This is a genomic window from Arthrobacter sp. 05N429 (assembly GCF_056397045.1).
Genome location: NZ_JBFTMQ010000008.1, coordinates 64,713 through 76,407 on the forward strand (window position 1 = coordinate 64,713; position 11,695 = coordinate 76,407).

Annotated in this window: 6 protein-coding genes and 1 tRNA gene; 2 read left to right on the top strand and 5 right to left on the bottom strand. The window is 70.1% G+C overall.

The features are described 5' to 3' along the window. Positions 1 to 5: 5 nt before the first annotated feature. Positions 6 to 1,424 (bottom strand): phosphomannomutase/phosphoglucomutase, encoded by a 1,419-nt coding sequence (locus tag AC1DF4_RS14305; RefSeq protein WP_476913502.1) that lies wholly within the window; start codon positions 1,422 to 1,424, stop codon positions 6 to 8. Positions 1,425 to 1,572: 148 nt separating this feature from the next. Between AC1DF4_RS14305 and AC1DF4_RS14310 the strand changes: the two genes are divergently transcribed. Continuing rightward, positions 1,573 to 3,762 carry a RecQ family ATP-dependent DNA helicase gene (locus tag AC1DF4_RS14310; protein WP_476913503.1) on the top strand — a complete coding sequence of 730 codons (2,190 nt, stop codon included), beginning with the start codon at positions 1,573 to 1,575 and terminating at the stop codon, positions 3,760 to 3,762. On the opposite strand, the gene AC1DF4_RS14315 is transcribed toward AC1DF4_RS14310, so the two are convergent. From AC1DF4_RS14315 to AC1DF4_RS14330, 4 genes are all read right to left on the bottom strand, one after another. After that, complete coding sequence (locus AC1DF4_RS14315) at positions 3,707 to 5,182, bottom strand: MFS transporter (protein WP_476913504.1); 1,476 nt, start codon at positions 5,180 to 5,182, stop codon at positions 3,707 to 3,709. The two genes, AC1DF4_RS14310 and AC1DF4_RS14315, sit on opposite strands and share 56 nt — an antisense overlap. A 24-nt stretch (positions 5,183 to 5,206) precedes the next feature. Next, entirely contained in the window at positions 5,207 to 6,856 is a 1,650-nt protein-coding gene (locus AC1DF4_RS14320) for a phytoene desaturase family protein (protein ID WP_476913505.1), read from the bottom strand. Positions 6,857 to 7,000: 144 nt separating this feature from the next. Beyond that, positions 7,001 to 7,088 (bottom strand) — tRNA-Ser (locus tag AC1DF4_RS14325). A 134-nt stretch (positions 7,089 to 7,222) separates the two neighbouring features. Further along, positions 7,223 to 9,514 (bottom strand): prolyl oligopeptidase family serine peptidase, encoded by a 2,292-nt coding sequence (locus AC1DF4_RS14330; RefSeq protein WP_476913506.1) that lies wholly within the window; start codon positions 9,512 to 9,514, stop codon positions 7,223 to 7,225. A 126-nt stretch (positions 9,515 to 9,640) separates the two neighbouring features. On the opposite strand from AC1DF4_RS14330, the gene AC1DF4_RS14335 reads away from it, so the two are divergent. Beyond that, a complete protein-coding gene (locus tag AC1DF4_RS14335; RefSeq protein WP_476913507.1) occupies positions 9,641 to 11,626 on the top strand; it encodes an FAD/NAD(P)-binding protein in 1,986 nt (661 codons plus the stop codon). The last annotated feature ends 69 nt before the right edge of the window (positions 11,627 to 11,695 follow it).

Sequence of the window (11,695 nt, forward strand, 5' to 3'; positions counted from 1 at the left end):
CGGCCCTAGCCCCGGACCAGCGCCAGGACGCGGTCGCGGACGCGCTCCATGGTGGCGGTGTCGGTCGCTTCAACGTTGAGGCGCAGGAACGGCTCGGTGTTGGAGGGGCGCAGGTTGAACCAGTAGCTGCCGTCGGTCGCGATGAAGGTACTGCCGTCGAGGTAGTCCACCTCGACGTCCTCGGTGTGGAAGTCGTGCCGGACGCGTTCCACGGCGGCGGCCTTGTCCTCGATTTCCGAGTTGATCTCGCCGGAAGACATGTACGGCTCGTATTCGCGGCCGAGCTCGGACAGCGGACCGTCCTGCTCGCCGAGGGCTGCCAGGACGTGCATCGCGGCGAGCATGCCCGTGTCCGCGTTCCAGAAGTCGCGGAAGTAGAAGTGCGCGGAGTGTTCGCCGCCGAAGATGGCGCCCTCTGCGGCCATCACAGCCTTGATGAAGGAGTGGCCCACGCGGGTGCGGACCGCCCTGCCGCCGTGGCGTTCCACCAGTTCGGGGACGGCGCGGGAGGTCAGGAGGTTGTGGATGACGGTCGGGTTGGCTTCGCCGAGGCCCTGGGCGCGGGCGATCTCGCGCCGGGCCACCATGCCGGTGATCGCGGACGGCGAGACGGGCTCGCCCTTCTCGTCGATGACGAAGCAGCGGTCGGCGTCGCCGTCGAACGCCAGCCCGATGTCCGCGCCGTGCTCGACGACGGCGGCCTGCAGGTCACGCAGGTTCTCCGGTTCCAGCGGGTTGGCGGGGTGGTTCGGGAAGGAACCGTCGAGCTCGAAGTAGAGCGGAATGATTTCAAGCGGAAGCTTGGGCAGCAGGGCGTCGCCGAGCACCGCCGGCGTGGTGAGGCCCGCCATGCCGTTGCCGGCGTCGACGACGACTTTGAGCGGGCGCGTGCCGGAGAGGTCCACGAGGCTGCGGAGGTACTCGGAGTAGCCCTTCAGGACATCGTGGACGCCGATCAGGCCGCGGCCGGGGACAGCGGGGATGGAACCGGAGTTGAGGTATTCCTCGGCGCGGGCCTGGATTTCCTTGAGCCCGGACTCGGAGGAGATCGGCTCGGCGCCGGCCTTGGCCATCTTGATGCCGTTGTACTCCGCGGGGTTGTGGCTCGCGGTGAAGGTGGCTCCGGCTGCGTTGAGCGCACCGCAGGCATAGTAAAGCTCATCGGTGGAGATCAGGTCGAGCAGCTGGACGTTGGCTCCCCGTGTGGCGGCGCCGTTGGCGAAGGCCTTGCTGAATTCGGGGGAGGAGGGGCGCATGTCGCCGCCGACGAGCACCGTCTTGCCCTCCAGCTGCAGGACGTCGACGAACGCCGCACCCACAGCCTCGACGATTTCCGCGGTAATCGATTCGCCGACAATGCCGCGCACGTCGTAGGCCTTGAAGGAGGCCGAGAGGTCAAAAGTCTTCGTCTTTTCCGTAGTCACGCGTCTTATCTTACGTTGAAGCCGAATCACGCTGTGGAGGAGCACTGCCGGTTTCCTTCAGCCGCTGGGCTCCCGCGCATCCTGTGATTGTCCACATAGCGGCGCCCGTGGCTTCGTCGCTGTCGGAGGGGGCTGGGATACTGAAGCAATGGCCAATAACCAGAACGCTGCAGTCCTGTCCGCGCCCGACGCCCCATCCGCCGGACTCTCGGGGACACGGGAGCAGGCGCAGGATGTCCTGCGGAAACTGGTCGGCCACCCGGCCGCGGAGTTCCACGAGGGCCAGTTCGAGGCGATTGAGGCCCTTGTCGACGGCGGCCGGCGCGCCCTCGTCGTGCAGCGTACCGGCTGGGGAAAGTCGGCGGTGTACTTTGTCTCGTCCCTGCTGCTGCGTCAGCGCGGCGCCGGGCCGACCCTGATCGTGTCCCCGCTGCTGGCGCTCATGCGGGACCAAGTGGCCGCCGCGGCGCGGGCCGGGGTCCGGGCGGTGGCCATCAACTCCGCGAACCAGCTGGACTGGGACACCGTCCGCGAGCAGCTCGCGGCGGACGAGGTCGATGTCCTGCTGGTCTCGCCGGAGCGGCTCACCAACCCCTCCTTCCGCGAGAACCAGCTGCCGGAGCTGATCCGCCGCACCGGCCTGCTGGTCATCGATGAGGCCCACTGCATCTCCGACTGGGGGCATGATTTCCGCCCCGACTACCGGCGCATCGCGGACCTGATCACCCAGCTGCCGGATACCGTCCCCGTCCTGGCCACCACTGCCACCGCCAATTCCCGGGTAGTCCACGACATCGAGGAGCAACTCGGCGCCGGTGTGCTGACCATCCGCGGCGCCCTGGGCCGCGAGTCCCTCCGACTGGGTGTGCTGAGCCTGCCGGACTCCCGCGACCGGCTTGGCTGGCTGCTCACGCACCTGAAAGACCTGCCCGGCAGCGGAATCATCTACACCCTGACGGTCTCCGCGGCCGAGGACACCGCCAGGCTCCTGGCCGAAGCCGGCCACGAGGTCCTCGCCTACACCGGACGCACCGACCCCGCGGACCGGGAACGCGCGGAACAGCTCCTCAAGGACAACCAGGTCAAGGCCCTCGTCGCCACCTCCGCCCTGGGCATGGGCTTCGACAAGCCGGACCTCGGGTTCGTGGTGCACCTTGGGGCGCCGTCGTCCCCGGTCGCGTACTACCAGCAGGTCGGCCGCGCCGGCCGTGGCGCCGCCAACGCCGACGTGCTGCTGTTGCCCGGTTCCGAGGACCGTGACATCTGGCAGTACTTCGCCACCGCGTCCATGCCCTCGGAGGAAAAAGCCGGAGCTGTGCTGACGGCCCTCGCCGAAGCGGGAACCGCCGTGTCCACAGTGGCGCTGGAAGCCCGTGTGGATCTGCGCCGGACGCCGCTGGAACTGCTGCTGAAGGTCCTGGCGGTCGACGGCGCCGTGGAGCGGGTGGGTGGAGGCTGGCGTTCCACCGGCCAACCGTGGACGTACGACGCCGAGCGCTACAGCCGGATCGCGGAGGCCCGGGTGGACGAACAGGACTCCATGGTGATCTACCAGGACACCGCAGGCTGCCGGATGGAATACATCACCTCGGTCCTCGACGACGAGACCGCCCGCGCCTGCGGCCGCTGCGACAACTGTGCCGGAACGTGGTTCCCGGCCGACATTGCCGCCTCGGCCACCGAAGCCGCCGGCCAGACGCTGAGTCGTGCGGGTGTACCGCTGGAACCCCGGCTGCAGTGGCCCAGCGGCATGGACCGCCTCGGCGTGCCCGTGAAGGGCAAGATCAAGCCCGACGAAAGCGTCGCCGGCGGGCGGGCGCTGGCACGGCTCACGGACCTGGGCTGGGGCGGCGCCCTGCGCGAAGCCTTCGCCGCCGGAGCCCCCGACCGCACGGTGGACCCGGGCATGCTGCAGGCCTGCGTCCAGGTGCTGCGCGAGTGGGGCGCCGGCGACAGCAGGACTCCCGGCTGGAGCGGTGCAGGCCGCCCGGCTGCCATCATCAGCGTCCCGTCCCGCGGCAAGCCTGCCCTGGTGGACTCTCTGGCCCGCGGCATCTCGGAGATCGGCCGGATCCCGTACCTGGGGCAGCTGCAGCTCGAGCACGGAGGACCGACCGGTGGGCGCGGCGGCAACAGCGCCTACCGGCTTGCCGGGGTCTGGGACCGCCTCGTGGTGGGACCGGAGCTGGAAGCAGCCCTGGCCGGCATCCAGGGCCAGAGCGTGATGCTGATTGACGACCTGGTCGATAGCCGCTGGACCGTGACCGTCGCCGGCCGGGCCCTCAGGCTCGCGGGCGCCGGGGCCGTGCTGCCGCTGGTGCTTGGCCAGGCCGGCTGACCCCGGCTCCCGCGTGGCGGGGCAGCGTCAGGCTGTCCAAGGCGCTCAGGAGCATGATCACGGCAATCGCCAGGAACGCCGCCCGGTACGGTCCCGCCGGGTCCGCACTTGAGGCGCCGGCGTCGGCCAGCAGGGGGCCGCTGGCTTCGAAGACCCGGATCAGCAGCGCCCCGATCGCGATTCCGGCCGCCGTCGCGAGCTGCACCAGGGTCGCGGAAACGGCGTTGGCCGACGGCAGCTGGGCGGGATCGACGTCGGCGTACTGCACCGAGGCGTAGGCCGAGAACCCGATGGACCGGAAGGCTCCGCTGGCTACGAGCAGCGCCAGGATCAGCGGTTCCGGGGTGCCGGCGTCGAGCAGGGCGCACAGCGCAAAGGTGGCAGCCGAAGCCAGGGAGGCGAAGACCAGGACCGGTTTGAAACCGAAGCGGCGGATGAGCGGGGTCGTGGCCGGCTTGATCCCGATATTGCCAACGAAGACCGCCGCGACGAGCACTCCGGCGCGCAGCGGATCCCAGCCGAATCCGTTCTGGAACATCAGCGGCAGCAGGAAGGGCACGGAGCTGATGGTCAGGCGGTAAATGAAACCGCCCGTCGCCGTGGAGCGGAACGTCCGGGTGGAAAAGACGCCGAGATCGAACAAGGGGGAGCGCGTCCGCCGCATCCACCAGGCCGCGGTGCTAAGGAACACGAGCCCCGCTGTGATGCCGATGACCGTATAGGCGCCGGACTCGCGGCCGCCGGCCAGCTCCAGCCCCACCATGACGGACCCCACGCCCAGGGTCGTGAGGGCCAGCCCCAGCCAGTCCAGGCGGCGTTGGCGGTCGCCCTTGGTGCTCGGGACCAGCCGCAGAGCCGCGACGAACGCGGCGAGCCCCAGCGGGAGGTTGACCAGGAAGATCCAGGGCCAGGACAGGAATGTTGTGAGCGCGCCTCCCACCAGCGGGGCGAGGACCGGAGCCAGCAGACCGGGCCACACCAGGTAGGCCGTGGCACGGAGCAGATCCTTCTTCGCCGTTCCGCGGAGCACCACAAGGGTGCCCACCGGGACCATCATGGCGCCGCCCGCGCCCTGCAGCACCCGGCTCAGGGTCAGCATGGTGAGGTCCTGGCTGAGAGCGCACAGCAGCGAGGCCACCGTGAACACCGCTATGGCCAGGCAGAACACCCGCCGCGCGCCGAGACGCTCTGCCAGCCAGCCGCTGAGCGGGATTCCCATCGCCACGGTCATCAGGTAAGCGGTCATCGTGATGTTGACGTCCGCCGACGGGACCGAGAAGTCCGCGGCGATACTGGGGATCGCCGTGGTCAGGACGGTGCCGTCCAGGAACTCCATAAAAAACGTGGCGGCGACGAGGAGGGCCAGGCGGGGACTCCACTTGTCCACGGATGCGCCGGAGGGCGGCGAGGGCTCACTCATGCAGGGAACTCCACGACGCCGGGCTCAGCCTTGGGCGGCTGGCCCGGCCCCGGCCGGCCCGGACTCCAGCACCGCCATGGCCGCATTGTGTCCGCCGATGGCGCTGACGGCACCGCCGCGCCGGGCGCCCGACCCGCAGAGCAGGATCTGCGGGTCATCCGTCGCGACGCCCCAGCGCTGCGCAGGGGAGTCCCGCGGCGCGTTGTCCTCGACGAAGGGCCAGTCGAGGCCGCCGTGGAAGATATTGCCCCGCGGCATGCCGACCGCCCGCTCGATGTCCAGGGTGGTCTTGGTTTCGATGCAGGGCTGTCCGTCCGGTCCCGTCAGCAGCAGTTCCTCAACGGGTTCAGCCAGAACCGAGTTCAGTGACTTCAGGACGGCCGCCTGCAGCTCCGCCCGGCGCTGGTCATTGTTCTCCGCCGTGATCAGCCGGTCCGGGACGTGCAGGCCGAAAACGGTGAGCGTCTGCGCACCGGCGGCCTGCAGTTCCGGTGACAGGATGCTGGGGTCCGTGAGCGAATGGCAGTAGATCTCGCAGGGCAGCGGGTCGGGAATGGTTCCGGACGCGGCGGCGAGGTAGGCGGCGTCGAGTTGCGACCAGGTCTCATTGATGTGGAACGTCCCGCCGAAGGCCGCTTCCGGGCTGATGGCTTCATCCAGCAGCCGGGGGAGCCGCTTCAGCAGCAGGTTCACCTTGACCTGGGCACCCTCCCGGAGGTGGTTCGGGTTCTTGGTGGGGGCAGCGCCGCTGGAAGCGCCGGAGCCCCTGAGCCGGTCCAGCACCGCCGGGGCCACGTTGGCGAGGACCCAGGAAGCGGTGGCCGTGTGCTCTGCGCCCTCGTGGCGGTAACTGACCTTGCCTCCCGGGCGGACCGCGGTGACGTCCGCGGACGCCAGGATGGTCGCCCCGGCCTCGCGGGCGGCACGTTCCAGTTCCCCGGACACGGCGCCCATCCCGCCGACGGGCACGTCCCAGTCGCCCGTTCCGCCGCCGACCAGGTGGTACAGGAAGCAGATGTTCTGCTGCAGGTCCTCGTCGTCTGCCCGGGCGAAGGTGCCGATCAGGGCGTCCGTGAGCACTACGCCGCGGACCAAATCGTGCTGGAGGGACTTGGCGATGGTGTCCCCGATGGGCCGTTCCGTCAGGGCGTCCCACTCAGCCTCCGCGCCGGCCCGGGCCGCGAGGTTCCTCGCCTCGGAACGCGTCGGCAGCGGCGAGGTCATGGTGGGCCACAGGGCCTCGGTGAGCTGACGGAAGCCCGCGTAGAACTCTGTGAAGGCCCGGAACTCGCCGTCGGGGGCACCGACGGCGGCAAAGGACGCCGCGGTGGCCGCCGCATCCCCGTTGTCGACCAGGAGAGCGCGGCTGCCGTCGTGCGGGTCCGGGGTGTAGGACGAGTACCGGCGCCTCGCCAGCCGGATGCGCAGGCCCAGGTCGTCAATGACCTGCTGCGGGAGGAGGCTCACGAGGTAGGAATAGCGCGAGAGGCGCGCGTCGACGCCGTCGAACGCCCGGGCGGATACCGCTGCGCCGCCGGGATGCTCAAGCTTCTCCAGCAGGAGGACCTTCCGGCCGGCCTTGGCCAGGTACGCGGCCGCGGCGAGGCCGTTGTGGCCGCCGCCGACAATGATCGCGTCAAACGCGCTGTTTTTCGACATGGGATTGCTCGACATGGGCCCATCCTGCCATCCAGGCTGCCGGAAGGCGTCCGTTGTCCGGCCCCCGGACGCACCGTGGCGGTGGTCGGCCACACGCCGGGGACGGGGAGCCCGCCCCGGGTACGCAAAAGGCCCCGGTCCAAGGACCGGGGCCAAACGCGGAGACGGGGGGATTTGAACCCCCGGTGGAGTTGTGCCCCACACTTCATTAGCAGTGAAGCCCATTCGGCCGCTCTGGCACGTCTCCAATTGCTATTAACTAGCCAACCAAGGATACGCAGAAGGTGCCATGCAGTGCAAAACGGCCAACGCGGGGTCACTTCCGGCCCATCCCGGGCCGCCGGATGGGCGCAGAGTGACCCCGCGTTGCTTTGTCCGGGGTCAGGCGCTCCGGCCTGCCAGCGCCCGCCAGAGGAAGTGCTGGCTGCGGCTCTGCAGGGCGGCGGCCTGGCGGTTGTCCGAGGCCCCCGCATGGCCGCCCTCCAGCGCCTCGTGGAACCAGACGTTGGGGATGCCCATCGCCTGCATGCGGGCGGCCATCTTGCGCGCCTGGACCGGCCCCACCCGGTCATCCGAAGTGGCCGTCCAGATGAACGCCTCCGGGTAGTCCACCCCGTCCCGGAGTAGGTGGTAGGGCGAGAAGGTCTTGATGAAGTCCCACTGGTCCGGCACGTCCGGGTCCCCGTATTCGGCGATCCAGGAGTAGCCGGCGGACAGCTTGGTGTAGCGGCGCATGTCCAGCAGCGGGACCCCGCAGGAGACGGCGCCGAAGAGTTCCGGGTACTGGGTGAGCATGTTCCCCACGAGCAGGCCGCCGTTGGATCCGCCCACGCAGCCGAGCCGCGCCCGCGACGTCACGCCGCGCGAGATCAGGTCCGCCGCCACCGCGGCGAAGTCCTCGTAGGCCCGGTGCCGCTTCTCCTGCAGGGCCGCGCGGTGCCACGAGGGCCCGTACTCGCCGCCGCCACGGATGTTGGCCACGACGTAGACGCCGCCGCGGGTGTGCGGGGCGTCGCCCTCGTGGCCTGCGGATTCCTCGGTGCGGCGTTCCAGCCAGGCCCGGCCGATCGCGCCGCTGTAGGCGGGGGTCCGGGAGATTTCGAAGCCGCCGTAGCCGGAGAGCTGCGTGGGGTTCTGCCCGTCCAGGACCAGATCCTTGGACGCCACCTGGAAGTACGGCACCTTCGTGCCGTCCTTGGACACGGCAAAGTGCTGCTGGACCTCGTAGGCCTCTTCGTTGAAGAACGACGGCGAGGTCCGGACCACCTCGTGCGTGCTGTCCACGCCGCCCCGGCCCGCACGCCTCAGGGTGCCGCGGGTCAAAGTGCTCGGCGTGGTGAAACCGGTGGCCACGAGCCAGAAATCGTTCCCGGCTCCGGGCGCCTCGACCTCGGACACCACTGTGGCGCCGTCAGTGCCGTCAGTGTCGAAGTCGTCATCCGAGCCGCTGGCGGTGTCCTCGTCGTCGACGGCGTAGGCGTTGACGTCGTGCAGCGGCGGGCAGGCATCCAGCACGGTCGAGGCCCAGGCGGTGTCCGTCCCGGGCTGTTGCGGATCGAGGACCCGGATCTCCGAGGACACGTCGCGGAGTAGGTTCAGCAGCAGGAAGTCCCGCGTCCAGCTCCAGGACTGCAGGGAGGTGTGCTCGTCCGGGGTAAACAGGACGGACAGGTCCCGGCTGCCGGACAGGAATGCCTCGAACCCGGCGGCGAGCAGGGAACCTGCCGGGTAGGTCATTGCGCCGACGGTCCAGTCCTTCTGGGGCCGGAACAGCAGCCATTCGCGGTGCGAGCTGAGATTCACGTCCACCGGGACGTCGAGCTGGACCCACTGCCCCTCGCGCAGCACCGAGGTGGTCCTCTCGAAGAAGCTGATCCAGTCCACTGCGAAGGTCCGCTCGAAGCCCGGGGTGGAGTCGTGCGCCACCAGGGCCATCATGTGGTCCTCGGGGATTTCGAACAGCCGTTCCGCCGCGGCCAGGGATCCGCCGCGGTGCAGCTTGACGCCGGTCCGGGCGTAGGAGGACGTCGTGCTGGGCAGCCCCTCGGCCGTGGAAGCGACCAGCAGGGTGTCGGCGTCGAGCCAGGAGGCGTTGCCCTTCGCTGTCGGCAGGTCGAAGCCGCCAGCCGCCGGATCCACGAAACTGCGGGACTCGACGTCGAACTCGCGGTAGCGGTTCGCGTCGCCGCCGTCGGGGGAGAGGGCAAGCAGCGCCAGCCGGTGCGGCTCGCCCTCGGCCGGGCGCAGGAAGCTGGCGCCGTGGAAGACCCATTCCTCGCCTTCCGCTGCGGCCAGGGCGTCCACGTCCAGCAGGACATCCCACTCCGGTGATCCGCCGCGGTAGCTGTCCCAGCTGGTCCGGCGCCACAGGCCCTTCGGGTTTTGCCGGTCCTTCCAGAAGTTGTAGTACCAGTCCCCGTGCTTGCCCACCATCGCGATCCGGTCGGTGGAGTCCAGCACCTCGAGGATGCTGCTTTCCAGTGCGGCGTACTCCGCGTCCTCCAGAAGCTCCTCGGTGCGGGCGTTCTGCTCCCGGACCCAGGCAAGCTGTTCAGCGCCGTAGATCTCCTCGAGCCAGACGTTCTCATCGACGGGTTCGGGGGCGGTTCCATCAGTTGCGGCCCCGGCGGGACGGTCGGACGCGGGCGGGGGAACAGCTTCAGTGGTGGTCATTTTTCCATCCAAGCAACATCGGCGCGCCGGTAGCAAGTCAAGCGGCGCCCCGCGGACCGCGTCCCGGGCCGTCCGGCAGGTCAGGCACGTCAGGGCTGCGGGTCCGCAGCGGATACGCTGGATGCCGTGGGCATATCGCAGAGCATCCGGACGGCAGTGATTGGCGCCGGTCCCCGGGGCACGAGCGTGCTGGAGCGGCTCCTGGCCAACTGGGTGCCCGCCGGGCCGGACGCCACCCTGCACATCGACGTCGTTGATCCGTATCCCGCGGGTCCGGGGCATGTCTGGCAGCCCGGCCAGTCCCGGCTCTACCTGATGAACACCCAGTCGTTCTATCCCACGGTCATCCCCGAGGACCCGGACGTCGCGCAGCCGCTGGCCGGGCACACCTTCGACCGCTGGCGTGAACTGCAGCGGGAGCAGCCCCACCCCGCCCTCACGGCCGGGGAGCGCGCCGAACTGTCCGGGCTGGCCTCGGAGGACTTCCCCAGCAGGGCCCTGTACGGCCGCTACCTCCGGTCCACCCTGGAGGAGCTGTTGTCCCGCCTCCCCGCCGGCGCCACGGTGGATTTCCACAGCACGACGGCGACGTCGGTCCGCCACACTGCCGCCCTGGGGGCCGGCGACAGGGACAGCGGCCGGGTGTCGTTCGACGTCGAACTCGCCGACGGCGGGGTCCTCACCGTTGATTCCGTGGTGCTGGCGCTCGGCCACCTCGAGTCGCGGCTCAGCCCCGAGCAGCGCGAACTCCAGGCGGCGGCGGAGGAGTTCGGGCTGCTGTACCTGCCTCCGGCCGCCCCGGCCGACGTCGACTGGTCGCTGGTGCCGGCCGTCAAACCGGTGCTGGTGCGCGGCATGGGCCTGAACTTCTTCGATGCCATGGGCCAGCTGACCGAAGGCCGCGGCGGCCGGTTCCTGCCCGGCGCGGACGGCCGGCTCGGCTACCTGCCCTCCGGCCGTGAACCGCTCATCATTGCGGCCTCGCGGCGCGGCACCCCCTACCGGGCCAAGGCCACCCTCGCCGGCTACTACCCCGACGCCGTGACGCTGAAGTACTGCACCGAGCATGCCCTGGCGAAATTCGCGGAAGCGGGAATCCGGCCCGCCTTCGACCATGACCTCTGGCCGCTCCTGCACCGCGACGCCCTCTGGGCCTACTACTCGACGCTGGCGGCCTCACAGCCGGGCGCCATCCTGACGGATCCGAAGGAGTTCCTGAAGGCGCTGGAGGAGGCCCTCCGCCCGCATGCCCACTCCGCCGCGAAATGGGAAGACCTGGTGGACTCCGTCCTGGACGTCCACCTCCGTCCGGCCCACCGGCTGAACCTGCTAGGACTCGCGGCGCCGCTCGCCGGGCGGTCGTTCGCCTCCCGCGCGGAACTCGACGGCGCCGTCGTCGAGTATCTGCTCGACGACGCCCGGCGTTCCGCGCTGGGGGAGGACGACCCGGTGAAGATGACCATCGGCGCCCTGCACCACGGCCGGGCGGTCCTGAAGACCGCCGTCGCGGACGGCGGCATCACCGATGAATCGTGGGTTGCCGGGCTCCGCGGCTGGTTCGAATCATTTGTGGAAGGCCTGGCCAGCGGGCCGCCGGCGCTGCGTGCCGAACAGCTCGCTGCCCTGGTCAGCGCCGGCGTGGTCCGGTTCGTCGGGCCGGACCCGAAGTTCGGGGTGGACCGCAAAGCCCGGACGTTCACGGCGGTATCGCCCTGGGTGGGGAACAGCGCGGACGACGGCGCCGGCGAAGTGGTGAATGCCGTGGCCATGATCGAGGCGCTGGCGCCGGCCAACAGGGTCGCGGTCAACGAGTCGCCCCTGCTGGAGCAGCTGCTTGCCGAAGGCCTGGCCCGCCCCCGGCTCATGATGACGGTGGAAGGGACTCCGGTGCCGACGTCGGGGCTGGACGTGGCCCCGCACCCGTACCGGCCGCTGGGCGCGAATGGCTCGGTGACGGAAGGGCTCTATGTCCTCGGACTGCAGTTGTCCGCCGTGCAGTGGGGAACGGCCATTGCGGCCGAGGCCCGGCAGAAGAGCGGGCCGGTGTACCGCAGCGGCCAGCGCACGCTGCGGGACGCCGACGAGATTGCCCGGGCCATCCTCGGGCGCTAGGTGTCGGCTGCCCGGCCCGCACGGAAGAGCATGCCCTCCGTCGGTGCCGGGCGCTGGACATAGGGGCAA